Source organism: Paenibacillus sp. sptzw28, from assembly GCF_019550795.1.
Classification (GTDB): Bacteria; Bacillota; Bacilli; order Paenibacillales; family Paenibacillaceae; genus Paenibacillus_Z.
Window position 1 is genome coordinate 5,481,077 of sequence record NZ_CP080545.1, and the last position, 24,090, is coordinate 5,505,166.

Below are 24,090 nucleotides of genomic sequence, written 5' to 3' on the forward strand. Positions count from 1 at the left end.
TACTATCGATTATTATACTGCGTATTCATTCCTTCACGCTCCCCACTACAATACCTTTCACGAAATATCGCTGCAGAAAGGGATAAACGAGCAGAACGGGCAGCGCTGCCAGAAAGATTTGCGCCGCTTTCGTCGTCCGGTCGGATATCGTCTGCAGAAGCTCCAGATCGGTGGAGGAAAGGAGTGCGAGGTCGTTCTGAATAACGACCGTCTGCAAATAGCTTTGCAGCGGATAATGTTCAGGCCTGTTCATGTAGATCAGTCCGTCAAACCATGAATTCCAATGACCGACGATCGTGAATAGGGTGACGGTTGCGAGCGCCGGCAGAGAAAGCGGCACATACAAACGCCATAATATTGTGCCATGGCCCGCCCCGTCGATAGCGGCCGCCTCTTCCAGCTCCTTGGGCAGGGTGCGGAAGAAATTGAGCAGCAGGATGACGTTGAAGACGGGAACGGCCCCGGGCAGCACAAGCGCCCAGATCGTATCGATCAGTCCGAGATTCTTGACGACGATATAGGTCGGAATCAAGCCGCCGTGAAACAAAATGGTAAAGACGAAGAACCATACATAGACCGTCCTCCAGCGGAAAACGCGAGCCTCCTTGGACAGCGGGTAGGCAATGATGATCGTCAGCAGCATGTTAATGGCGACGCCAAGCAGCACACGCAGCACTGTGACGCACATTGCCCGCAGAAATTCAGGCTTGGCGATGACGAATTCATACGATTTCCAGGTAAATTCGACCGGCCACAGCGTGACATAACCCGCAGCAGCCGCCGAGCTGCTGCTGAATGAAATCGCAAGCGTGTGCAGTACCGGCAGGACACAAAGAAGTGAAAGACCTATCATCAGCACTTGATTGATGACACTGAATATCCGGTAACCGGTAGTATTATTCTGCAGCATTGCCTTGACCTGCCCTTCAAAAAATGCGGTAATTGGCCAGCCGGTACGCCATCCAGTACGAAATGACAATAAAGAAGAACGATATGACCGACTTGAACAGCCCGATTGCGGCCGCCACGCCGTATTGGGCATCGACCAGTCCAATCCGGTAAACGAGGGTATCCAGTATATCGCCGCTCTCGTACACCTGGGGACTGTACAGATTAAAGACCTGATCAAATCCGGCATTCAATATTTGCCCGAGACTGAGTGTCGAAAGCAAGATGATGATCGGCAGAATCCCGGGCAGCGTAATATGCCGCGTCTGCTTCCAGCGCCCCGCCCCGTCGACAACCGCCGCTTCATACAGCGACGGATTGATGCCGGTCAGAGCGGCCAAATAAACGATGCTGCTGAAGCCGAATTCCTTCCACTCATTCGAAATGACGAGTACATACGGGAACCATCCGTTGTCCCCGAGAAAGAAGATCGGTTCGATTCCGAACAAACCGAGGAATCGGCCCACAATCCCGTGGGAGGGGGACAAAATGTCAATCAGAATGCCCCCCAATATAATCCACGACATAAAGTGCGGCAAATAGATAAGCGTCTGGACCCCGCGCCTCAGCCAGCTTCGCCGAAGCTCGTTCAGGAGCAGCGCGACTGTGACGGGAACGACAATGCCGGCAATGATTTTCATAACCGCAATGTACACGGTGTTGAATAAAACCCGGAATGTGCCGGGAAGCTCCATCACGTACAGGAAGTTATCCCAGCCGCTCAAGGAGGACCCGAAAATCCCTTTGGTCGGAACAAACTCCTGGAACGCCATTACAATGCCGAGCATCGGTCCATAACTGAAAAGAAGAACCAGAACCACTCCCGGCAGCAGCATCAAATGCAATGGCAGTTCTCTGTTTTTTCTCGCCCGCATGGGCAGTCTCCCTCCTGGCGACTTATCTGGAAGCCATCGATTCGTTCACTTCACGGGTGATTGAATCGCCTCCAAGCTTCTTCCACTGCTCCACGAAAGTGTCGAATTGGTCTACCGGTTCATCGCCCATGATGATTTTGGTAAACGTTTCGAGCACCAATTTGTTCAAGGTCGCCCCCTTCTGAACCATTGTCGGTGTCGCGGCTCCGATAAACTCGTTGAAGATGAACATATTATTCTGGTCGTACGCGTCGATAACGCTTTGCGAGCCGCCCTCGCCGAACACCATGTAATAGCCCCACTGGCTGGGGTCGCCGTCCTTGAATTTCACAATGCTGTCGTAATTCGTTTTTTGTTCGACATCCAATTTGGATATATCCTTCGTTTCAAAGGCGTTCTTCAAGGCTCGGTAGCCTTCAAGGTTTTTCTTGACCTTCGAGATCGTGACCGGCGGGTATTTGAACACTTCAACCCCTTCGCTCTTGTGGAATGTACCCGGATCGGCCGTCGCCCCCCACATCTTCTCGATAAACATGTTTAGCAATTTGATGAGCGCTTCCGGATGCTTGGTGTTTTCATTGGCGGCATAGAAAAGGCTGACGGTCGGATTCAGCTCGATCTTGACCGGTTTGTCGTCGCTTGACGGGAGCGGGAACGGTTTCCATTCCGCGTTCGGGTCATTATCCTTCGTTCTTTGAAGAACGGCCAAAGGATAGGCCATCGAACCGATCACCATGCCCGCTTTGCCGGAGGCAATCGTTTCGAAGGTTTTCGTAAGATCTTTTACGCCGAATTCACGGTCGATTTGGCCGTCTTTGTACATCTTCTGCAAATGGGCGAGCGCCGTCTTCACTTCCGGTTGGATAATTCCGCTAACCAGCTGGCCCGACTGATCCTTAATCCAGATTCCCGGGTAGGCATGATTGATGTTGAAGAATCCGCGGAGGGTATCAAACACCGTTTTATCCGCAATAAGGCCGACCGTATCATCCTTGCGGTTTCCGTCCGGATCGTTCTTGGTAAACGCTTCCGAAATTTTCAGCAAATCGGCGAGCGACTTCGGTTCGGGAAGATTCAGCTTCGCCAGCCAATCGGTCCGAACCCAAACTAAATGGGATTGGTCCGTCAGCGGCCCTGGGGCTGGAATGGCCATGAGCTTCCCTTTGAATGTCGCCGACTTCATGCCGATTCCCCCGTCTTGGTTCACAAGCGTCTTCGCCATGTCCGAAGCGTATTCATCGAATACTTTCGTCAAATCCGCCAATTTATTCCCTTCCACCAGCTGCTGGAGCTGGCTTGCCGAGACCGGGAAAATATCCGGGAGGGAGCCCGATGAAATAGACACATTCATTTTTTGTTCGAATTGCGCCGTTTCTACGATCCAATCAAAGCTGAGCTTGATACCGAGCTCGTTTTCAAACGTTCGGGTCCATATATTGTTTTCGATCGATTCGCCTTGCTTGAACTTCGTGTTATTCTCCACTCGTTTCACTGTTTTAACGGTAATCGGCTTGTCATATTTGCCGAACGGCCCTTTAGCTTGGGCTGCCTCTTCACTTCCTTCCTGAGAAGTCGCGTTAGGACCATTGCTTGCGTTACCGCCCCCGCTGCTGCCGGAACATGCAGTTATGGCGGTCAATACGAATACCATGATGGCTGCGAGCAGATGCCTCCTGAAGCTTCTCATGGGTGCCCCCCTTTTCCTTTTCAGGATAAATTTGTATTCGCATCTTCGATTATAGGGGCGACTGATTATCCGGGTCTATGTGAATGTTTCTACAACAGTAGTCTTTTGTTTACTTTTTTTCAAAAAAAACAGACCTCTCATGTGAGGCCTGTCAGAGTGACTGGAAATGCCATGCCGGTCCATTTGTTAGTATCATTCCGTTAAATCTGTCTCCGCGGGCATATTGATGCGAACAATGGTTCCGTTACCTTGCCGGTTGCCGATCGTAAGAGCTCCCCCATGGGATTGAATAATTTTATAGCACACCATCAGTCCAAGACCGGTGCCGCTCTCCTTGGTGGAGAAGAACGGTTCGCCCAATCGCTTCAGGATCTCTTCCGGAATTCCGGTTCCGGTATCCTCGATCGTCACGACGACCTGATCCTTGAAATCAAGCTCAAAACGAATAGTTATTTTTCCTCCTTGCGGCATCGCTTCAATGGAATTTTTCATTAAATTAACGAATACCTGTTTGATTTGATTGGCGTCACAACGGACCTGCGGCAGTTCGGGGCCAGGCTCCACTTGAAGCTCAACGTTATGAATGATGGCTTGCGACTCAATAATCGGTATGATGAAATCCAGTACCTTTCGCAGATCGTGGGAACTGAGCTGCTGCCATTGATGCGGCTTGGAGAGAAGCATGAACTCGCCGACGATGTAGTTAATTCTCTCCAATTCTGCGAGCATGATTTCATAATATCGTTGGTTTGGCGCATTCGAGCTCTGGTACAGCAGCTGAGTGAAGCCTTTTAAAGCCGTTAAGGGATTTCGGATTTCGTGCGCGACTCCCGCGGCTAATTGACCTACGACCGACAGCTTCTCCGAACGGATCAGCAATTGTTCGGACGCCTGGCGCTCCGTAATATCGAGCAGCGTCACGGAAACGGCCTTCCTCCCTTGATACAGCGTTGTCGCCGCTTGAAGATCAACGTAAAGAATGGATTGATCTTTTCTTCTGCACTCGAAGCAAAGCCGCGGCGTGAACTTGTGAACGTCAAGCTGCGCAAACTCTTCCTGGAGCCTGCGGTATTCAGCAAGCGAGAAATATTCCAGCAGCGGTTGTCCAATCATCTCTCCAGGGCTGTATCCGAACAATTCCACGCAGTACCGATTCACGTAAACCAGTATTCCGTCTTGTTCAATAATTACGCCAATCAGCGAATTTTCCACCAAATCCCGATAGTTATGTATGGATTCCTGCAGCGCTTCATCTGCGGACTCGTAATCCCGAATCGCCAACAAGAGCCGCAGCAGCAATAATACGAAGGCGATAATCAAGCCGGCCAAGGTGACGGAGAGCGGGTTAACGGCACAGAAGTATGCAATAATGAGCAAGCATACGACTACCAGCGGAACATAACGCCTTAGATTATAACGGCCGCTTAAGTTTATCGAACGAACCGCTTTCAAGCCGGCATTACTAGCAAGGGCGGAGAAACCAAGAAAGACCAGTCCTGCGAACCAGCATATCTCGGGAAGCCAACCCACAGTTTCACTCCAAAAGGCGCCTTGATTCAAATATAAGGCGATAGTGTTGCCGCAAGTCTTGATGAAGAAGCCGGCCATAAGGAGAAAAGTAGCCTTCGAAGCCGTCGAGTTTCGTTCGTAGATATAAAGAATGAGCAGTCCGAATAAAATAACGGCAGTTGCGGAGGAACAAAAGAGATTGAATAAAATCTCTTCGCTCGACAGCATTTTCCCGGCCACTAGCGGCTCGAACAAAAACCGCCAGTACATGGTAGCGGTTACAATTGTGAAGAGAAGCACATCCAGTGTAAAACGGAGTACGAGTTTCTTGTTATTGGTTTTATTTTGATGGTAGAGCGCCATGATATAGAAAATATATTGGATCATCCAGAAGATTTCGAAAAATCCGAATGCAGCCGGCTCTGCCTTGAATAGAATCAAGAAGAGGGTCCAATACAGCTGAGCGGTCAAATAGCATACTGCGCCGGCACAATAATACAACCAAGAGTTTAATTTCGTTGTACGGTAAGCGTTGAACAACAGGATCGACGCATACAAGGATGCAAGAAGCTGCAGGATGTTGACGGTGAGCATATTCGAGTACGGAGTTTTATCCGAATACAAGCTTAACCCGATATAAACGAATATCATCAAAAGGCCGATTTGCAATGCATAACGATTTAACGCAGACATATTTTCACCGCCTTTCTTGAAGAACCATGACATAGCTTATATTCTTGATTTTCCCGGAGAATCCTTCATCATCCATGGATAAAGGTGGGAAATACCGATTCAGCACTCGGGTCCGCTCTTCGGGAGAAGCAAAACACGACTATGTTTCATACATTCACCCGGAAACAATTTAGAATTATTATAAATAAGTATTGTTTTTATACTGAGAACTGTTATCATATCTATATGGGCAAATTCATAACATTTCTATGAGGTGATTCTATTATGAGTACAGACAACAAAAACAACAAGCTTACGACCAGCTGGGGTGCCCCTGTCGGGGACAATCAGAACTCAATGACAGCCGGATCACGCGGCCCGACATTGATTCAGGATGTCCACCTGCTGGAGAAATTGGCGCACTTCAATAGGGAACGGGTTCCGGAACGCGTCGTTCACGCGAAAGGCGCGGGAGCGCATGGTTATTTTGAAGTGACGAATGATTTATCCGCTTATACGAAAGCTGATTTCTTATCGGAGGTTGGCAAACGCACTCCCATGTTCATTCGTTTCTCAACGGTTGCCGGCGAGCTTGGCTCGGCCGATACGGTTCGCGACCCGCGCGGATTCGCCGTGAAGTTCTACACCGAGGAAGGCAACTATGACCTGGTCGGCAACAATACGCCTGTGTTCTTCATTCGCGATGCGATTAAATTCCCCGATTTCATCCATACACAGAAGCGTCATCCGCAGACGCACTTGAAAAACCCGAACGCGGTATGGGATTTCTGGTCCTTATCCCCCGAATCCCTGCACCAGGTGACAATATTAATGTCCGACCGCGGTATCCCCGCGACGCTCAGGCATATGCACGGTTTCGGCAGCCATACGTTCAAGTGGGTCAATGCCGAGGGCAAGGGTGTGTGGGTGAAATATCATTTCAAAACGGAGCAGGGCATCAAAAACCTTGACGTAGAGCTTGCTGCGAAGCTTGCAGGCGACAATCCCGATTACCATACGGAAGATTTATTCAACGCTATCGCGAGCGGCGACTTCCCGGCGTGGAAGCTGCATGTGCAGATCATGCCGCTGGAGGATGCGGATACTTACCGGTTCGACCCGTTCGATGTGACGAAGGTATGGTCGCAGAAAGACTATCCTCTAATTGAGGTGGGACGGATGGTACTCGACCGCAATCCGGAAAACTATTTCGCCGAGGTTGAGCAGGCGACATTCTCCCCCGGATCGTTCGTGCCCGGCATTGAAGCTTCCCCTGATAAAATGCTCCAGGGCCGCCTGTTCGCATATGCCGACGCTCACCGTTACCGTGTCGGCACCAACCACAATACGCTGCCGATTAACCGACCTAAGGCGGAAGTGAACCATTATCAGCGCGATGGGCAAATGCGCTCCGATAATAACGGCGGGGGCTCCGTGTATTACGAGCCAAACAGCTACGGCGGACCGACGGAATCACCGCAAAACAAACCGGCTGCTTACCCGGTAACCGGTCAGGCCGACAGCGTTGCCTATGATCGTCATGATCATTATACGCAAGCCGGCGACCTGTACCGTCTGCTCAGCGAGGAAGAGCGTTCCCGTCTGGTGGCTAATATAGTCGGTGCCATGAAGCCTGTTGAGAAAGACGAAATTAAGCTTCGTCAAATCGGGCACTTCTATAAAGCGGATCCCGAATACGGACAGCGCGTTGCAGAGGGGCTTGGTTTGACCGTACCACAGGAAGTTTAGCAGTTTAACTGCAGACGAAAATGCCGAAAGCCTTAGACTTGTAATGGTCTAAGGCTTTTTTCAATCAGTCCTTGGTTATCGCGTAGACTTTAACCGGCTTGTTCCACTTGATGATTTCCTTCTCCAGTGTCATGCCGACCCTCTCTGCTACTTTGACGGAGGGAATATTGTTAATAGAGATTAATGACACCAACCGTTCATATCCCATCTTGCCAAACCCGTAGTCTCTGCAAGCAATTGCGCACTCTGTCGCTAGCCCCAGCCCCCAGTATTTGCGGACAAACGAATATCCGATTTCAACCTCCTGCTTGCCATCCACTTCCTGCAGCACCAGTCCGCACTGCCCCACAAACGCACCATCTTCCTTTAGCTCGGCAACCCATAATCCAATACCGTAGCTGGCATAGTTCTTTCGCGTCCACTCAATCCATTTGATGGTTTCAGCCCGGTCTTTCGTCGAAGGATAGTATGTCATTGCGATCGGGTCTGAGAAAATTTGCAGTAAATTATCCACGTCATCCATTCTCATTGAACGTAACGTCATTCTTTCCGTTTCAAGGATCACTTTATCAGCTCCCCCATTAGAACTTTTCGCCCATGCTTGTTGTTCTTCGCTGTTCCCGGACAGTCAGAGTAGCGATAACGACTCCCATTATAACGAAGAAGGTCCCCACAATCTGGATCCAACCGACGGGTTCACCCATTATAGCCGAAATAATGACCGTTACAACAGGCACCAGGTTGAAAAAGACGGAAGTCTTGCTTGCTCCGACGGTTGCTATACCCTGGTTCCACCAAAGGAAGGTCAATACCGCACCAAACGAACCTATGTAAGCGATGCTAAGCCAGGCTGTAGTCAGCACGTCGTTCGAGACATCGGCATGCTGGACACTCGCAAATGGAAGCAGGCAAATCGTGGCTACCAGCATCGTCATCGTAGTGGTTGCCAGCGGCGTGCTGTCCTTCAGAAACTTTCTCCCGAGCACCCCGTAAAGCGCCCAGCTGATATTCGCTCCCATCGCCATTACGTCTCCAATCGATACGGAGGTAAGCTGCAGGAATGACCCTTTGGTAATCACAAAGAGAACTCCAATCACCGAGAGCAGCATCCCCATCGCCTGCCGGGCGTGAAGCTTCTCCTTGAGTAGGAGGGCAGCCAAGATTGCGGTCACAATCGGATTCGTAGCCATAATCAGGGCCGGGTGAATGGGAGATGTATGCTTCAGTGCCGTGAACTGCAGCGCATTGGTTACGAACACGCCGACGACGCCCAGCAGGATATAAGCCCAAATTGAAGAGCGAATTCGCTGCCAAGTCGGCCTTTCCTTACTGAAAAATAACATGAGCATCAATACGGACGCAATAATAAATCTCCAGGCCGTTACCGTTAAAGGAGGCATCGCCTGCAGCGCTAATGCTCCGGCATTGAAGCTGGCTCCCCAAAAAAAGGAGGCCGCCACAAGACGAAAATACGTCCATCCATTATTCATTAGAACTCAATCCCCTTCCAGTTGAAAATAGAGGCCGTCTTCAGGCTTGCGACGCTTACTTAGTCGAGCTTCCAGTTGGACCAAAAAACATCTGCTCCCTTCAGCAGATGTCTTCTAAAAACCATTAGGCAATTTATTGATCCAACCGCTTCCGGATTTCTTCAGCCCTGATTACACTTTCTTTCATCCACGGCGGAGTATTGGGGTGATTCATAATTTCATCAAAGGTCATCCAATAGACCGCTTCTACCTCGTCCGGACTCTTACAGTACGCCGTTCCCTTATTGTATGGACATAGGAAGACTATATTTATGAAGTTAGATCCGGTGTCCAAGGTAACCAAGGAACTGTAAACATAGTGCAAGTTGTCCATTATCTCAATACCTACCTCCTCAAGTATCTCCCGTTTTACAGTCCTCTCGAGAATTTCCACAGAGCTGCTCTCATTATCGACTTTTCCGCCGACAAGAGACAGGGTTCCTCCGGCATGCTTTTCTTTCGCGCTGCGTTTAATTATGAGCCACATGTCACCGCTATAAACGGCACCCTCGACATTCACGATAAACATGGATATTACCTCCTGGAAAAAGAACAATAATATCCACTCTAACACCCTTTCTCTCAATTTGGAACCCGGTGTCGGTGTGTCATAACAAGTAAAGACACTCGAAATGCCCCTCGGAAACAGACCACTCTACTCGCGAACTATGGATTAATGCCGGGTTCGGACAATGGCCAGACTCTCCCGCTTCTTTCGGTGTCGAGGCGGAAATCCGAATACTTACGCTCAAAAAATTCACGCCCAAGCTGCTCGGCCGCGAGCAGCGGTGAGCCGGGGTCACGCGCAACCTCGCCGCGGCTGTTGCCGATTCCGCGGACAATGCCGACGAACTCGGAGCGCGTATATCGCGAATATTCCTGCAGCTGGTGAACAATGCCAAGCGAAGCGCCAGGGTAAGTCTCCTCGGAAGCGAGGACCAGGCCGACACGCTTGCCCGTCATCCCCTCAATGACCTCGGCCGAGCCCGGATAGGAAGCTGCATAGTAGCAGAATGTACGGTCAAAGAATGCCTTCGTCTGGGCCGATAAGCCGTACCAATATACCGGCGAGCAGAACACGACGCCTTGGGCTGGGAGAAAGTGGTCGAAGAACAAAGTCCGGAAGCGGTCCGTTATGGCGCATTCGCCGCCGGGAAGACGGCAGGACCGGCAGTCACGAAGAAAACTCGAAATGAAATCATCAATGAAGTGCAATGAGACCTGCGTGAAGCACTTTGATTGACCAGGTCGATAAACTAATCCTTCTGCACCTGCAAAATCAAGCCAGAATATCTATGACTGAACTCGGGAAGCTCGTCCGATTGTCACAGCCCGCCGTAACGGAAAGAGTCCGGCGCCTGGAAGAGAGCGGGGTTATCGAGCAGTATCGTGCTATCGTCCCTCCCGATAAAATCGGGAAAAAGTCCGCCGCTTACGTATTATTTCGCACAAACGATTGCGATGCGTTCGTTGAATTTTGCCGTTCCTCCCCATCCGTCATCGAATGTCACAGAATAAGCGGGGAGTACAATTACTTACTGAAAGTCTTGACCGAATCTATTCATGAATTGGAAGTTTTCGAAAACTCAATTGATAAATTCGGCAATTCCACTACTTTGGTCGTTCTATCCTCCCCCATTAACCACAAATTGCTGGAACCGACTCTTTCGGAAGATAATTGATTGCTAGATCCCTTATACGCTGGTGGGGGGAGTGGAGACCATAATTTTCAAAATAGTATCAGTGAGACAGGAGAGAAATAGATGTCGGAATCTTGTGCGGTTTGTGGTGCAGTACATATTGAAGAAAGCACGTGCCAATCGATTTTTGACGAGTTCTTGGCATTAGAGTTCTCGGATCCGAGTGGCGCAGAACGCTAGATGAGATGGCTCCAATTCTCCAAAGACACGACTTTTAGTGCGCTTGAATTCTATAACACTCTATTTCGTTTTTCCGAAACAGAAATACCCCGTTCTTTTAAGGTTTCGTATGTCTCTTCGATGCATCAAATGGAGGTAGGTTATGTTCTATAGAGGACGTGTGCGTCCTAGCAAAGCGGCATCTTTGCTAAGGATGGTTGTCGGTGGCATATTTACTGTGATCGGCTTGACAGTGATTATAAATATTGGCTGGTTCGGCATTATCTGGACACTTGTTGCCTTGGGGATCACAATTAGTCACGGAGTCAATTTCTTCGGTAACCGTGGAATTTCCGAATGGGACGTCGAAGTCCAGTCATCGGAGCAGAAGGCTACTAATCGTGAACCAGAACCGGAAAACTTCGAGAGCAAGTTGCGCCGATTGGAACGATTAAAGGTGGAAGGCCTCATAACAGAAGATGAGTACCTTCAGAAGCGTAGTGAAATTTTAAATGAGAAATGGTAAAGGGTGGAGGATGGGCCACATATGACGCCTAAAGTTCCCAAATACGCGTCCAAGAATCTCCTGCGGCGATTCTGTTCCTCGTTCCACATGCTGCCATGCATCGAAACTGAGTGCAATATATCCTTGAGCAGCAAGATCCTGTAAAAAAGGCACAGTGGTTTCTTTTGCTCCACATGAAATTTACTAACCTTCATCGCTATTTGTTTCGGACTTACCCAGGAGAAGAACAACTTCATATCGCGTATAAAATAAGACTGATCGTAATAATTCAGCGCATAGGTGACGTCGGACAATCGTTCGAACTGCCCTGAATGCATCATTCGCTTTATTGACGCGCCTTACCCTGATGTACAATTACGGCGGCATGCCTACGACACGGGTGAATCGCTTCTGAAATTGACGCTCTGAAATATGAAAAGCAGCTACAAGCTCCTTCACTGAAATATCGAGATAAGGTAGCGAATATATTCCAGCGTCAACTCGATGAGCCCGTCCCTCTTGTTTGTCGGGTCTCATCAACTGCAAGCTAAAACACGATACCCGGGTAACCACTCGGACACACCTTGACCTCGAGAGGCTGATTTCTCGTGTACACCACGATGCGCAGGCATTCGACATCCCGATTTAAAGCCTTTGAAGGCGGCAAAACGGTAAAGTTTATTGTTGTCATAATCTTTAAGTGTTCAAGAAATAAAAGCCAAAAACCTTTATGATTCAAATGTTTTCAACTATGATGCGATGCCTATTGGCGGTGCGAATTTTGCCAGAGGATTTTTAAAGTTATTGTGCATTAACGAGCTTAAGAAACTCTCTCATGAGACCGGGAAGATCCGGCCATAATTGTCCGGATACAAGGTTTCCATCCACAAATGGCGTAATAGTTGTATAGATGGCACCCAGATTTTCCACATCGAAACGGCATGCAGGATAGGCAGTCATGGTCCGCCCTTCAAAATACCATTTTTTATTCAACGCGGTCAGCACGAGCACGGCATGGCATATCGCACCGACGGGTTTGTTCATATCGAAAAAATGACTGACGATTCTGGGGAGATGTTTATCGAGGCGGATGTATTCGGGGGCTCTACCTCCCGGAATGATCAGGCCGCTGTATCCTTCGGGAATGACTTCGCTAAACGAGATATGTGCTGGCAGTTGATAGCCCGGTTTTTCTGTATATGTGTCCAATCCCTCGAAATCATGAACGACAGTGCGCAGAACCTTTCTCTTCGGCGAAGCAATTACGGCCTCATAACCCTCCTCCATTATCCGAAGGTACGGGTAATACACTTCTAAGGCTTCTACCGCATCACCTGTCAAAATCAGAATTCTCTTAGACATGAATGTCACCTCTGATTAAAAATTGCTCTTCCTTATTCATACTCCCCCATCAAAAAGGGTATGTTCATTAATTGCTGAGGTAATCCGTCCCTCGGATTTAAGGGTTTATCGGCAATGTTCTGATCGTCTTTGCGAGCGGAGCCGTCTGATCAAATGATAAATAAGAATGTATAAGAATCAGCTTATCTGAAAATCACTCTAAGCCACCGCGGCAGCTAATGGGGCAAAATAGATTTAATAGGTACTTTTCGGTGCCTATATCACTTTTTAGTTCTTATAGCACAAAAAAGTGCGTTCTTCCTTTTTTATACTGCTTATTAGATAATCTTATCGAACCTCATTCGAACTAAAAAGTAAGAGTATGGAAGGTGACGTCTATGAAAATCTTGACCGTTGTATCGCACCCAAGGGTGAATTCCTTAACTTTTTCTGTTGCAGACAGATTTGCACAGGGACTCGCTGATGCGGGACATGAGACGGAGGTGCTTGATCTGCATCGCATCGGGTTTAATCCTTTGTTATGGGAGTCAGATGAACCCGAATCCTCATCTGATCGCAAGATCTATTCGCCTGAGGTTGAGACGGAAATCGAACGAATGAAGAAACATGACGCTCTCGCCTATATTTTTCCCGTTTGGTGGCACAGCTTTCCAGCCATGCTAAAGGGATATATCGACCGTGTATGGAACAATGGGTTTGCGTACGGCACGAGCAAGCTGCATCATAAAAAAGTATTGTGGCTCGGTCTAGCGTCAGCTCCGAAAGGACACTATGAGAAATACCAGTACGATAAGATGATGGAACATCACCTGAACCTCGGAATTGCCGGTTTCTGCGGTATCTCGAATAGCAAGGTTGAGATCTTATATGACTCTTTGGATTCCAGGCCGGAAATTATCGAAAGTCTCCTGACGCATGCTTATCATCTCGGACTGCATTATGACATAGACTCAAAGGTCGTAACTTAGGTGCTTTAGAGAAGCTGAATTCGTCTGCCACACGGCTTTTCCTGCATGCGAAGCGAAATCCCCTTCGTCGGCTCAAACAGCAATAAGGACATAACCAGATTCCCGGTTATGTCCTTATTTGTGCTCGTGCGCCGAACTCTTGCAGCAAGGAGAAGCCCAGGCAGTGCGGTGAGCAGAGCCGTAATCACCATGCCGATGATCCAGCCGCGATCCTTACAGAATATCATCGATTCCGCCCGCAGTAAGTGCGCATAGCCGTCGGCCTCCGTTTTTTTAGTCCGATTAAACGAAACCGCCTCATCTCCCTTGAATTGGATAACAACCTGATAATATCTAACTCAAGGTTAAAGACGGTGACTCGGGTTCGTCTTGGCCGCGTAGTGTCAGGCTTAAATCTGCGATAACGAGGATTGAGTAAAATCTGGCGAATATAAAAACCCCGATTAGGACTATGAGTATGCCAGACGTCCCGATAAACCGTTCGAAGCGATACCTGCAGCTTCTCTGCCAATTCATGCGCCTGAACGCGCTTGCGATTCAGCTAGAAAATTGTAATCGCCATCAATCTCTCCAGCTTCATCCTGTATCCCTCCGTTGTGGCCCTTCAGTCGGTATTTCTCATCCGTTCTACCAAATCGATTAATTCTTGATTCATGGACGTTCGTTCCAATTCGATCCATTCCCCATGGCGAGGCAGCACCCATCGAAACGAATGCCGTTCCAGCCGCTCCATGGATTCCGTCTGCTCGATCCAAGAATAAAAACAGTAATCCCGTACCGCGCTGAGCCCGCGCATATGCCGGTCCCAATGGAGATGATCCCCCGCGAACAAATAAGTATCCTTATAGAGCAGTACCGTGTGGCCCTTCGTATGACCAGGCACAGGCAATAAAGTCAAATCCGGATGCCATTGAACGGGCTGCGCACCCGTCAAAAGGCATTCCTTCCCGTCTCTCCGGGCCTCTTCGTCGGCGTGGATAACGACTTCCGCCCCGAAACGGTTAGCATACCTGTCGGCATCGCTTTTTTCGTCCGTATCGTTGTGAGTTAGGAATATGGTGCTTATGCCGCCGAGTTCATCCAATTTCTTCACCAGCGCAGCCACGAAACGAGGTGCATCGATCAGCCAGTTGCCTTCGGGACGCTTGATGAAATAGCTATGACCACCGTATGATTTGGCCGAAGAGTAGCCGCAGAAGTACACGTCCTCCGACAATAGCAGCGGGAACTCGTTCATGGCTTCGACCAGTCCGTCCTTCAATTCGCTGCCAATTGCACCAGTAGGACAAGCCAGCAAGGAGTGGAATGCCCGCCGCCTGTCTTCGTCCGTCTCGGGCTGCCGAGCGACAGCGGACAATCCGTTCATCGCGGTGAAAATCTCAGGAGCCAGCTGACGGCAAATATCGCAATCGATGCAAGCCGAGTTTACGTAGAAATCGCCTTGGGCGTTTCCGGGCAATCGTGTTTTCTCAGCCATTGGCTCCACCTCCCCCCATAGCGAGCAGTCTCCCGCGCACAACCACTCCTTGCATTTAATCCAATTGGTTGTTCATTTCCATATCCAACATCCTTTCATCAGATTCGATAAGGATATTGTACTCCGCCATTGTTGACAACAGGGTGTCAACAATAAATTTGCGGATAAAAAAATACGGCTGAGAAAGTTACGTCACTAGTTCCAATGTGTTCCAGCGGAGCGCAAAATGGAACGATTGACACACCTCTAATGAACAGAGATCGGGCTTTTAAAATATTGGAAGCCCGATCTCATTCTCGCATACCTGCCCGTTCGTAACGAGTCGGTTACGACACGAACATAAAAAAAGAAGGGGATATCCCCTTCTCGTCAAAGTCATAGCGCTGTTCCTTAAAAGGATCTCCGTACATATGGTACCCGTTCCGTTCCCAGAAAATTAGAAGGCCGCCGGCAAGTCCTTGTTCTTCTTCCGCGATACCGTCCGTGGCAGCGATGGTGAGCGGCCCATAGGTCAGCGCAAAAGCGATACCGGTAAGAATCATCGTCGGAAACTTGGCCGCATAGCTCCAGTCGAGGCCAACCGGCAGGAACAGCGCATAGGACAGTGCAGCAAGACATAACCCTCCGAATATGACCCTCATATTGCCGAATCGGCTCACAGGTCGGGGAGTGAGCGTTGGTGCCAGTATGGCATCCACACCTATATACAGCCTCGGGGAGGAAGCCGCATTAACCATTTTGTAACCACTTCGGGTGGTAGGCGGAGGTACAATCCTATTCAGAAACAGAAACTATCGAACGAAAAGGTGTGGAGAAGGATGAAAAACAAAGCTGCAGAAATGAATGGAAAACGCTCGAAACTTCTCGGTCTGGTATTGCCGGTGGCGGCATCGCTGTTGCTCGGCTCGGGAGCCGCGTCGTTAGCGGTGCCTGTGAACAAGGCGGAAGCGGCGCCGGCCGTTCATCCGGTGCAGAAGAATATGCAGATGCAAATAAACGGTGCATCGCGGTCGGTGCCCGTGGTCTCAGCAAACGGCCAAACATTCGTCGGCCTCGGCACTATCGGCAAGGATCTTGGCCTGGCGGCGGCATGGAACGGTAAGACGCGGACCGTCTCCATCTACGGGAAGAACAAGACAATGGAAATCAAGGCAGGCGCCGGACAGTTCACGCTGAACGGCCATCGTATTTCCGCGACACCGGCGATCATGAAGGATGGAAGAATTTATTTGCCACTTCGCTACCTGGAGCAATTGGGGCTCAGGATCGGTTACATCACGAAGACGAAACAGATTACGATCACAGCCGCTGCCGAGAACAACGTCAAGCTCATCAACAAGACCAAATCGTACAAGATGAACGACATCGACAGCAAAACGACGATCACCGTTCAGTATCCGCAGCTTGAGGGGCTGGTGAACAAAGATGTTGAGAAAAAAATCAACATTGCCCTTGAGGAAACCGCTCAAGTGTATATCACGAACGGGGCAAAAATACTGAATATGAACCAAAACTCGGTCGACCACGATCCTACGGAGAAGGCGAAGGCGGAGGCCAAGCGGTTCAGCTATAACGTCGATTATACGTTTACTTACAATAAGAACAACAAGCTGAGCCTGCATTTCGATATCTATTCCTACACGGGCGTCACGGAACAACAAGCGAATCCGGATAATCTGTATACTTACGATCATGATCCGTATACATTCGATCTGGGGACAGGCAATGTTCTGACGTTGAAGCAAACGGCAGACGACAATCCGGACTACCTGAAGATCATCGCTTCCGAGATCAAAAAGCAAGTCGAAGAAAAGGGCATCAAATTGACCAAGCCGTTGGAAGCGATCGACCCTGCGCAAGATTTTGATCTGTACGGTGACAACATCGAACAAAACTTCTTCCTGCGCGGCGATTCGATCATTGTGCACTACTCGCTTGATCAGTACACTTCACATACTCAGGGCGAGAAGGAGTTCGCAATTCCGCTCTCGCTGTTCGCCAAGAAATAGACGAGCAGGAATAGAACAGTGCAGTTCATCCCTTTGTAAAGCTGCACCCCCGAAGCTTCAGCGGAAGCTCGGGGGCATTTATTTGCAAACCAGGAAGACGATATCCCGTTTATGGGATTTTTCCTTCAGATAGACATCGCTACGGTGCGGCGGCGGTAGACACCAGGACTAAGCCGAGCCGGTGTAACACATAAACCCGAACTTAATGGAGATTAGTTCGGGTTTATGCTATAGAAGATCGTATTTAAATGATACAGGACACTCAGCGCGCTGGTGGACATCCCAGTTCGGAGCGGATCGATGGGAGGGCCACCCCCATCATCGACACGTCGATCCCTTCAAGGAAAATTGCCCCGCACAGCACGTACAGCAACCCCCAAGATATTTTGCCATGCTGCTGATTCATTTTCTTTTTCCTCATTTCCAAAATCCCCTTCCACAGATCGTCATTATACAGCCCCGGGTCAAAAGCATACCTCAACAGCCTTTCATCATTTTCCGATCTCGTAATGTTGGTATAATGGCATTATGTGTCATATAATACAAATAGGGAAGAACGCACTTTATTCTGCTATTAACACCAAAATGTACTATAGGTACCGAAAAGTACCTTGAAATCACGTTTCTCTACAGGAGGAAACCATTCATGGAACCGCAACTGAAACGAAAGTATAACATCCCGGCGGAAGCCACAATCGAAGTTATCGGCGGCAAGTGGAAGACATTGATTTTATGCCACTTATCCTACGGACCCAAACGAACGAGCGAGCTTAAAAAGGCAATGCCGGACATTACGCAAAAAATGTTAACTCAGCAGCTGCGGGAGCTGGAGGAAGATCAACTTATCTTAAGGACGGTCTACAATCAAGTACCGCCGAAAGTGGTCTATGAAATGACGGAAATAGGTGAGTCACTTCAATCGATCTTGGATCAAATGTGTGAGTGGGGAGAAAAATTTATTCAAGGACAGCTACACCGAAAGAAGTGACCCTGTTCTCATTAAACAAATCAAAATGAGCCGGCCATACCAACACGGGCCGGGCTTATTTTGTTTGTTCGTAAGCGTCAAACTCTCCACACCTTCAACTACTAACCTAGCTATGAGATCATGAGATTAACCTGAATACGGAGGGTAACTCATGAATGCCAAAGAACAACGCAGACAAGATTGGCACACACGCATCGCAGCCTATCGGGCAAGTGGCCTCACGATGAAAGCTTGGTGCTCCGCAAATCATTGTTCTGTCGAACAATTGAAATATTGGCTGTACAAAATAAAGCGTGTATCATCCTCAGCTACTCCAGATCCAAAGACTTCTCCCGTACAGTTTGTACCTCTTGCCACTGTAGATCCACCTGGCAGCGTTTCTCCTGCTCCTTCTCTAATCCTTCATATCGGTGAAGCCAGTATCGAGCTTCATTCCGGCTTTGACCCCATGCTTTTGCGCGAAGTGATTCACGCGCTTACTTCACCATGCTGACCTTTCCAAGCAATCAGCGTGTGTTTCTTGCTTGTGGTTCCACCGATCTGCGCAAGTCGATCGACGGACTTGCTGCCATCGTTCAGGAAAGCTTTGGTCTGAATCCGTTCTACTCCGGCTTATTCGTATTCTGTAACCGGGCATGCAACAAGCTCAAAATTCTATATTGGGATCACAATGGGTTCTGGCTTTACTATCGCCGCCTAGAACGTGGCAGATTTCAATGGCCTACAGGCAAGGAAGAAGTAGTAGCCATTTCCAGCAGGGAGCTTCGCTGGCTGCTGGATGGTCTTTCACTTAGCCAGCGGCAAGCCCATCCCAAGGTTAATGCCGTTACCGTCATTTAGACACATCTTTGTAATCATTTCGTCATAGGCCCTTACAGGGATTGGGTTTTTTCTATCTAATGAGTAAAGTATGGAAAAACATGCAGATACGCCAACCATCGAATCCCTACAACAACAAATCATCGAACTATCGGCCAAGCTCAAATGGTACGAAGAGCAGTTCCGCTTAGCGCAGAAGAAGCGTTTCGGTGCTTCCAGTGAGCAGACGCATCCGGATCAATTAGAACTCCCGTTGTTCAACGAAGCCGAAATGATTGCAGCACCTGCTGGTGAAGAGCCGCGGTCTGAACAAATTACCTACGAGCGGCGCAAATCATCCGGCAAGCGAACAGAGGATCTCTCCAAGCTTCCAGTAGAAACAATCACCTATTCACTGGAGGAAGGCGAGCAAGTATGTGCGTGCTGCGGTGGGTTCCTTCACGAGATGAGTACAGAGACGCGCAATAAAATTGCCGTTGTACCGCCACAAGTGAAGGTCATCCGTCACGAGCGAAATGTGTATGCCTGCCGTCATTGTGAACGTGAAGATATTGAAACCCCGATCGTCACAGCTGCGATGCCAAAACCTGTTTATCCGGGAAGTTTGGCATCACCGTCGAGCATGGCTTACGTTATGAGCCAGAAATACGTCGACGCTTGCCGTTATACCGGCAAGAGCAGCATTTCGCGCGTCTTGGATACACGTTATCTCGTCAGACGATGGCGAATTGGATGATCTATGGTGCACAGAAATGGCTCATGCCATTGGTCTCCGTGATGAAAGCTTATCTGCTAAGGCAGGATGTGCTTCATGCAGATGAGACGACACTGCAGGTGCTGCGTGAGCCTGGGAAGTCTGCTCAATCGTCCTCGTATTTGTGGCTGTATCGCACCGGACGCGGTGTAGCGCCGGCGGTCATCTACGATTACCAGAAGACACGTGGCGGCGAGCATCCACAAATCTTCTTATCCGGGTTCAAAGGTTACCTGCATGTCGATGGTTATGCGGGCTATCATAAGGTTCCTTGTGTGACTCTTGTGGGGTGCTGGGCACATGCGCGGCGTAAATACGATGAAGCGTTGAAAGCAGCCCCGTCAGCGACGAGAGGTAACAAGGATTCGGTAGCTAGTCAAGGACTGGCTTACTGCAATGCTCTCTTCAATATTGAACGCGAGCTGAAGGATGCTTCGCCAGAAGAACGATATGCCGAGCGAAAGAAGCGAAGCCTTCCGATCCTGGAGGCTTATTCGGTATGGCTCAAGCAACAGCGCTCTCAAACACTGCCGAAGAGTCTGGTTGGAAAAGCGATTGCTTACAGCCTGAATCAGTGGGAGAAATTGACTGCCTTCCTGAAGGATGGTCGGCTCGAGATCGATAATAATCGCAGTGAGCGCTCGATCAAGCCATTCGTAATCGGGAGAAAGAACTGGTTATTTGCGAATACGCTTCGCGGCGCGAAGGCAAGTGCGGCGATCTACAGCGTCATCGAGACGGCGAAGGAAAACGGACTTCTTCCATTTCAATATTTAAAGTACCTGTTCGAGCAGCTTCCGCAGCTTCCGGATTCACAAAATCCAGAGGCGCTCGAGCCTTATTTGCCATGGTCATCTATGCTTCCGATTACTTGTCGCGTTATGGGATAGTTATCGCAAAACTTTTGGTCTTAGATGGAGATGGAGCTAGTTGTACGTGATGGGACGCTTACTCAAGTACCGCCAAAAGTTGTCTATGAAATGAGTGAATTTGGAATGACGCTGAAATCAATATTTGACCAATTGGACGAGTGGGGTGAGCTATATATCAATCAGCGTAAATGGAAGTCCTCCTGTTCCGAATGAGGAGATGACACTTATTACTGGAACTTCCAAATGGTAAACTCGTATTCAGGAATATGTGGATTCAATTTGTATTTGCAGGCTGGAGCATTAGCAAGGAGGTACATAAAAGTGAAAATAGGTGAGTTATCCCGATTGACCACCGTCAGCATTCGTTCCATCCGGCATTACGAAAAAAAAGGGCTATTGCAAGCAGATAGGCTAGAGAACGATTATCGGAGTTTCGCCGAGTCTGCCGTCGATCGAGTCATGGCCATCCAGTTATATTTAAAGCTCGGGTTGACGGCAGATGAAATTGGTCAGCTGTTCAAGGATGAGATCGCAAACCCTGACGATTACGAGTATTGCGAAGCAATGCTGGCCATGTACGAAGAGAAGCTGTCTCAAGTTGATCGTCAGATCGCGGCGCTTCAACATTTGAAGAGAGTGTTGAAACGTCAAATCTCTCTGACGTTGTCTAAAAAATAACATTTATTCACAGCTAGGCCATGGAGCATCGTCATTTGCTCTGTGGTCGTTTTTTTATTCCTGCGGCACCTCTTGACCCTTACACTAGTGTAATACTTTAGAATGAGGTTCGAACACGCAGAGAAGCGTTTTCGGTTCAAATTAACTAACTTATTGGGGAGGTTTTTCAATTGGAGAAGAAAGATCAAAGTAAGGTAGGGAAATATTTGAATGACAACTCTACCGTTACTGGAGATAAGGTGATGGACATGGATCGCTTATCAGTATCAGTCATCGGCTTGGGCAACATGGGATCAGCGCTGGCCGAAGCATTCGTCAAAGCGGGACATAAGACAACCGTTTGGAACCGCAGCGCCGCGAAAGCTGCTCCCCTCGTTGCCATGGATGCGGTACACGCGGATACGATCGAGGACGCAATCTCGGCAAGCCCATTAATTATAACATGTCTTACCACTTATGATGCCACGATTCAGGCAATGGAACCGGCTGGAGTTGGACTTGCTGGCCGAACCCTGGTCTCTCTGAACTCCGGTACACCTGCAGGCGCTCGCAAGATGGCCGCGTGGGCAACTGAACAAGGTGCGAATTTCCTCGACGGAGCAGTCAAAAATGTACCCGCAGCCGTAGGGAAACCGGATACCCTCCTGTACTACAGCGGTAACAAGGCTACGTTCGACGAACACGTGGAGACGCTCAAGGTGCTAGGCGGCGATACCGTCTACCTTGGAGGCGAACCGGACCTCGCTAAACTTTACGAGTTCGCCGTGGGAGGCACATTGTTGCCGGCTCTTCTTGGTTTCTTCCAGGGTGCCGCCCTTGTCACGGAACGCGGCCTGAAGGCAAGCTCGCTGGTACCGTATACCATTAAATGGCTGGAGATGATCGGATCGGTCCTGCCAAGTTTTGCGGAGGAGATCGATACTGGTGATTATACCAAGCCAGCCTCCTCTGTCGGCATCTTCCATGAGACTATCGAATACGACCTTGAGGTTGGTGAGGAGGCAAACATTGACGTTACTTGGCACGCCCCCATGCATGATCTGCTTAGGCGAGCGGTAGCGACAGGTCACCGGGACCACAGCATCTCATCACTGGTTGAGATACTCAGGAAATCGCAACGGGTGGAATAAGAATTATGATATGGTATTTATCACCATGCCGATTTATCAAGCTGAAGGGAGTTTCTCCATGAATAGTAGTAACCAAAGTGAGAAATTAAACAAAGACTCAATTGATGATACTAAAGAAGCTGGGAACCGCTCACCGGTCACAATCATCGGGTTAGGTCCCATGGGCAAGGCGATGGTTAGCGCTTTCTTGAATCGCGGTTACGAGGTTACCGTGTGGAACCGAACTTCAAGCAAAGCAGACGAGCTCGTGACAAATGGCGCCATTAGGGCATCTACTATCAGCGAGGCGCTTGCCCCCAACGAATTGGTCATCCTCAGCTTAACGGACTATGATGCAATGTACGCTATATTCGAATCGGTCTCGGAGAAACTAACCGGCAAAGTTATTGTCAACCTGAGCTCAGATACCCCGGAGAAAGCCCGCGAAGCAGCAAAATGGTTAACCGGACGCGGAGCCTGGCATCTCACCGGTGGCGTGTTGGCCTCACCTTCAGAAATCGGTAATGGGGAGTCTACTACACTCTATAGTGGTCCAAGTGACATCTTCGAAGCTCATAGGAAGGCACTTGAGGTGCTAACAGGCACTGATTATAAGGGCGAAGACCCAGGACTTGCTATGTTGTTTTACCAGACTCAGATAGATGTCTTCTGGACTTCAATGCTCAGCTACCTTCATGCCCTTGCGGTGGCGCGAGCGAATGGCATCACAGCTGAACAGTTCCTGCCATACGTTTCAAAAATCCTATTCACGATGCCTAATTTACTTGAGTTCTACACCCCCCGTATCGACACAGGAATGTACCATGGTGACGTTGAAAAACTAGCTATGGGTTTAGCAAGCATCAAGCACGTCGTTCATACCTCCAAAGAAGCCGGTGTTGATCCTTCTCTACCCGCAGCCGTCCTAGATGTATTCGAGCGTGGTATTGCGAGTGGTCATGCCGATGATAGCTTCACCAGCCTTATTGAACTCTTCGAGAAGTCCGGTGACCGTCCGTAAAAATAGGACATTCCTTGTAGGATTCAGAAAGGCTGACGATATATTTTGCAGACAGAGAAATAAAACTAACTTAGGGGCACTCATTCGTATACAGAATGGGTGCTTTGTATTTGCGTCAGGACTGTAATCAAAGGAATCGATAGCGTCCCGCTCAAGACATTCGATGATTCCGGAAGCATTGGTCCACCGTTTCAATCGGCCTGCGAAAGACTCAGAATTTCTTTTATTAAGTATTGCAGTCGAACTAAATATATCTTAATATGAAAATAATTAATGTTTATATAATCTAATTAATGAATTCATTATCAAAAGGCGTCCACCAGCACAAGGCTACGAATTTTGCGCAGCGATCTTCAGAAGCGAAGTATACAAAATTATTGGAGGGGTCACAAATAATGCAAGCATATTTATTTGTACACTTTAAGGAAAAGAGAACACCGGATGGTGAACAGGTTTACTTCGGAATTAGTAAGGATGGATTTAATTAGGAAGAAGTTAATGGTGGAAATCCTGTTCTATGGAGTTATTATGGCGATAAGGGCGTCAGAGATTTTACGATTACGTTTGTTCTGAATTAAACATGGATGCACTGCGCAGGCACTTATCGGTACCTATATAACTATTTGGTGTTAATAGCACATTAAAGTGCGTACTTTCCAATTCTGCCATCTTACTCTAAAGTTTGATTCGAGGCTGAAAT

General features: G+C 48.8%; 27 protein-coding genes and 1 pseudogene. 14 read left to right on the forward strand and 14 right to left on the reverse strand.

Annotated elements, in window-relative coordinates; translation table 11 throughout:
* Nucleotides 1-25: 25 nt before the first annotated feature.
* The 4 genes from KZ483_RS25445 to KZ483_RS25460 all read right to left on the reverse strand — a co-directional run bounded on the left by KZ483_RS25445 (nucleotide 26) and on the right by KZ483_RS25460 (nucleotide 5,712).
* Nucleotides 26-910: a carbohydrate ABC transporter permease gene (locus tag KZ483_RS25445; protein WP_220350326.1), complete on the reverse strand. Its 885-nt coding sequence runs from the start codon at nucleotides 908-910 to the stop codon at nucleotides 26-28.
* Between the two features lie 16 nt (nucleotides 911-926).
* A complete protein-coding gene (locus KZ483_RS25450) occupies nucleotides 927-1,823 on the reverse strand; it encodes an ABC transporter permease (RefSeq protein ID WP_220350327.1) in 897 nt (298 codons plus the stop codon).
* A 22-nt stretch (nucleotides 1,824-1,845) separates the two neighbouring features.
* Nucleotides 1,846-3,510, reverse strand: coding sequence for an extracellular solute-binding protein (locus KZ483_RS25455; RefSeq protein WP_220350328.1), 1,665 nt, complete (start codon nucleotides 3,508-3,510; stop codon nucleotides 1,846-1,848).
* Nucleotides 3,511-3,702: 192 nt separating this feature from the next.
* Nucleotides 3,703-5,712, reverse strand: coding sequence for an ATP-binding protein (locus KZ483_RS25460; RefSeq protein WP_220350329.1), 2,010 nt, complete (start codon nucleotides 5,710-5,712; stop codon nucleotides 3,703-3,705).
* Between the two features lie 264 nt (nucleotides 5,713-5,976).
* Between KZ483_RS25460 and katA the strand changes: the two genes are divergently transcribed.
* Entirely contained in the window at nucleotides 5,977-7,440 is a 1,464-nt protein-coding gene (gene katA / locus KZ483_RS25465) for a catalase KatA (protein WP_220350330.1), read from the forward strand.
* 64 nt (nucleotides 7,441-7,504) lie between these two features.
* On the opposite strand, the gene KZ483_RS25470 is transcribed toward katA, so the two are convergent.
* From KZ483_RS25470 to KZ483_RS25485, 4 genes are all read right to left on the reverse strand, one after another.
* Complete coding sequence (locus KZ483_RS25470; protein WP_220350331.1) at nucleotides 7,505-7,984, reverse strand: GNAT family N-acetyltransferase; 480 nt, start codon at nucleotides 7,982-7,984, stop codon at nucleotides 7,505-7,507.
* A 37-nt stretch (nucleotides 7,985-8,021) separates the two neighbouring features.
* Entirely contained in the window at nucleotides 8,022-8,930 is a 909-nt protein-coding gene (locus tag KZ483_RS25475) for a DMT family transporter (protein WP_220350332.1), read from the reverse strand.
* Nucleotides 8,931-9,063: 133 nt separating this feature from the next.
* Nucleotides 9,064-9,498, reverse strand: a complete 435-nt coding sequence (locus KZ483_RS25480) for an NUDIX hydrolase (RefSeq protein ID WP_220350333.1) — start codon at nucleotides 9,496-9,498, stop codon at nucleotides 9,064-9,066.
* Nucleotides 9,499-9,635: 137 nt separating this feature from the next.
* On the reverse strand, nucleotides 9,636-10,184 hold the full coding sequence (locus tag KZ483_RS25485) for a flavodoxin family protein (protein WP_258881421.1): 549 nt from the start codon (nucleotides 10,182-10,184) through the stop codon (nucleotides 9,636-9,638).
* Between the two features lie 23 nt (nucleotides 10,185-10,207).
* Here KZ483_RS25485 and KZ483_RS25490 point away from each other — a divergent pair, with 23 nt between their 5' ends.
* The 3 genes from KZ483_RS25490 (at nucleotide 10,208) to KZ483_RS25500 (ending at nucleotide 11,354) form a co-directional block, all read left to right on the forward strand.
* Nucleotides 10,208-10,651, forward strand: a complete 444-nt coding sequence (locus KZ483_RS25490) for an Lrp/AsnC family transcriptional regulator (RefSeq protein ID WP_220353677.1) — start codon at nucleotides 10,208-10,210, stop codon at nucleotides 10,649-10,651.
* A gap of 81 nt (nucleotides 10,652-10,732) precedes the next feature.
* Nucleotides 10,733-10,849: a DUF5946 family protein gene (locus KZ483_RS29225; protein WP_220350334.1), complete on the forward strand. Its 117-nt coding sequence runs from the start codon at nucleotides 10,733-10,735 to the stop codon at nucleotides 10,847-10,849.
* Between the two features lie 193 nt (nucleotides 10,850-11,042).
* Nucleotides 11,043-11,354, forward strand: a complete 312-nt coding sequence (locus KZ483_RS25500) for an SHOCT domain-containing protein (RefSeq protein ID WP_220350335.1) — start codon at nucleotides 11,043-11,045, stop codon at nucleotides 11,352-11,354.
* A 780-nt stretch (nucleotides 11,355-12,134) separates the two neighbouring features.
* On the opposite strand, the gene KZ483_RS25505 is transcribed toward KZ483_RS25500, so the two are convergent.
* On the reverse strand, nucleotides 12,135-12,695 hold the full coding sequence (locus KZ483_RS25505) for a DJ-1/PfpI family protein (RefSeq protein WP_220350336.1): 561 nt from the start codon (nucleotides 12,693-12,695) through the stop codon (nucleotides 12,135-12,137).
* A 377-nt stretch (nucleotides 12,696-13,072) separates the two neighbouring features.
* On the opposite strand from KZ483_RS25505, the gene KZ483_RS25510 reads away from it, so the two are divergent.
* Complete coding sequence (locus tag KZ483_RS25510) at nucleotides 13,073-13,663, forward strand: NAD(P)H oxidoreductase (RefSeq protein WP_220350337.1); 591 nt, start codon at nucleotides 13,073-13,075, stop codon at nucleotides 13,661-13,663.
* Nucleotides 13,664-13,668: 5 nt separating this feature from the next.
* Here KZ483_RS25510 and KZ483_RS25515 read toward each other — a convergent pair whose 3' ends face one another.
* The 4 genes from KZ483_RS25515 to KZ483_RS25530 form a co-directional block, all read right to left on the reverse strand.
* Nucleotides 13,669-13,890 carry a hypothetical protein gene (locus KZ483_RS25515; protein WP_220350338.1) on the reverse strand — a complete coding sequence of 74 codons (222 nt, stop codon included), beginning with the start codon at nucleotides 13,888-13,890 and terminating at the stop codon, nucleotides 13,669-13,671.
* Entirely contained in the window at nucleotides 13,887-14,204 is a 318-nt protein-coding gene (locus tag KZ483_RS29230; protein ID WP_397376229.1) for an HTH domain-containing protein, read from the reverse strand. The genes KZ483_RS25515 and KZ483_RS29230 overlap by 4 nt, the downstream gene beginning before the upstream one ends.
* 63 nt (nucleotides 14,205-14,267) lie before the next feature.
* Nucleotides 14,268-15,140 (reverse strand): MBL fold metallo-hydrolase, encoded by an 873-nt coding sequence (locus tag KZ483_RS25525; RefSeq protein WP_220350339.1) that lies wholly within the window; start codon nucleotides 15,138-15,140, stop codon nucleotides 14,268-14,270.
* Between the two features lie 326 nt (nucleotides 15,141-15,466).
* A complete protein-coding gene (locus tag KZ483_RS25530) occupies nucleotides 15,467-15,877 on the reverse strand; it encodes an MFS transporter (protein ID WP_220350340.1) in 411 nt (136 codons plus the stop codon).
* 81 nt (nucleotides 15,878-15,958) lie between these two features.
* Between KZ483_RS25530 and KZ483_RS25535 the strand changes: the two genes are divergently transcribed.
* The gene (locus KZ483_RS25535) at nucleotides 15,959-17,149 is read left to right on the forward strand and encodes a stalk domain-containing protein (protein WP_220350341.1); all 1,191 of its coding nucleotides are present in this window, start codon (nucleotides 15,959-15,961) and stop codon (nucleotides 17,147-17,149) included.
* A 262-nt stretch (nucleotides 17,150-17,411) separates the two neighbouring features.
* On the opposite strand, the gene KZ483_RS25540 is transcribed toward KZ483_RS25535, so the two are convergent.
* On the reverse strand, nucleotides 17,412-17,570 hold the full coding sequence (locus tag KZ483_RS25540) for a hypothetical protein (RefSeq protein WP_220350342.1): 159 nt from the start codon (nucleotides 17,568-17,570) through the stop codon (nucleotides 17,412-17,414).
* Nucleotides 17,571-17,795: 225 nt separating this feature from the next.
* Between KZ483_RS25540 and KZ483_RS25545 the strand changes: the two genes are divergently transcribed.
* From KZ483_RS25545 to KZ483_RS25580, 8 genes and pseudogenes are all read left to right on the forward strand, one after another.
* The gene (locus tag KZ483_RS25545) at nucleotides 17,796-18,137 is read left to right on the forward strand and encodes a winged helix-turn-helix transcriptional regulator (RefSeq protein ID WP_220350343.1); all 342 of its coding nucleotides are present in this window, start codon (nucleotides 17,796-17,798) and stop codon (nucleotides 18,135-18,137) included.
* A gap of 151 nt (nucleotides 18,138-18,288) precedes the next feature.
* Complete coding sequence (gene tnpA / locus KZ483_RS25550; protein ID WP_220350344.1) at nucleotides 18,289-18,630, forward strand: IS66 family insertion sequence element accessory protein TnpA; 342 nt, start codon at nucleotides 18,289-18,291, stop codon at nucleotides 18,628-18,630.
* The gene (tnpB, locus tag KZ483_RS25555; RefSeq protein WP_220350345.1) at nucleotides 18,624-18,977 is read left to right on the forward strand and encodes an IS66 family insertion sequence element accessory protein TnpB; all 354 of its coding nucleotides are present in this window, start codon (nucleotides 18,624-18,626) and stop codon (nucleotides 18,975-18,977) included. Before tnpA ends, tnpB begins: the two co-directional genes overlap by 7 nt.
* Nucleotides 18,978-19,047: 70 nt before the next feature.
* A pseudogene (tnpC, locus tag KZ483_RS25560) lies at nucleotides 19,048-20,600 on the forward strand (IS66 family transposase).
* Nucleotides 20,601-20,630: 30 nt separating this feature from the next.
* Nucleotides 20,631-20,795, forward strand: a complete 165-nt coding sequence (locus KZ483_RS25565) for a winged helix-turn-helix transcriptional regulator (RefSeq protein WP_309568614.1) — start codon at nucleotides 20,631-20,633, stop codon at nucleotides 20,793-20,795.
* 108 nt (nucleotides 20,796-20,903) lie between these two features.
* The gene (locus KZ483_RS25570) at nucleotides 20,904-21,260 is read left to right on the forward strand and encodes a MerR family transcriptional regulator (RefSeq protein ID WP_220350347.1); all 357 of its coding nucleotides are present in this window, start codon (nucleotides 20,904-20,906) and stop codon (nucleotides 21,258-21,260) included.
* Nucleotides 21,261-21,430: 170 nt separating this feature from the next.
* Nucleotides 21,431-22,390 carry an NAD(P)-dependent oxidoreductase gene (locus KZ483_RS25575; protein ID WP_220350348.1) on the forward strand — a complete coding sequence of 320 codons (960 nt, stop codon included), beginning with the start codon at nucleotides 21,431-21,433 and terminating at the stop codon, nucleotides 22,388-22,390.
* 58 nt (nucleotides 22,391-22,448) lie between these two features.
* Nucleotides 22,449-23,390, forward strand: coding sequence for an NAD(P)-dependent oxidoreductase (locus KZ483_RS25580; protein WP_220353678.1), 942 nt, complete (start codon nucleotides 22,449-22,451; stop codon nucleotides 23,388-23,390).
* Nucleotides 23,391-24,090 lie beyond the last annotated feature (700 nt).